The organism is Mesorhizobium sp. ArgA1 (genome assembly GCF_053714375.1).
The window spans coordinates 1-401 of record NZ_JBSKBQ010000152.1; the positions used below are offsets into that span (position 1 = coordinate 1).

General features: G+C 66.3%; 1 protein-coding gene. It reads right to left on the reverse strand.

What is annotated here, in order from left to right:
• The coding region (locus ACWGTI_RS32775; RefSeq protein WP_454590694.1) for a transposase at positions 1–344 on the reverse strand (344 nt) is incomplete at its 3' end.
• Positions 345–401 lie beyond the last annotated feature (57 nt).

The window sequence follows — 401 nt, forward strand, 5'->3', positions numbered from 1 at the left end:
GCCTTGGTCATGGCGCCGTCCGGCAGCAGGCCCTGCGTCAGGTACCGCCACAAGGCGACTACCAGTTTGCGCGCCAAGGCGACGATCATGGTGCGGCGGATGCGCCCCTTGCCGGCGCCGACGCGCTCTTGGAACCAGCGGGCGAGACGGCTATCGGGCTGGTGGCGCAGCCATAGCCAGGCAAGCTCGATGGCGGTTCGCCGCGCACGTGGGTTGCCCGATCTCTGGATGCCTTGATCGCGGCTGACCGCGCCACTGCTCCAGGGACTGGATGCAAGTCCGAGATAGCCGGCGACCTCACGCCGGTTCTGGAAATCGCGGAAGAAGACCTCGTTCGTCAGCACGCTTGCTATCGTCAATCCGATGCCACGCAGATGGCTCAACTGGATGGTCGCGGGGGC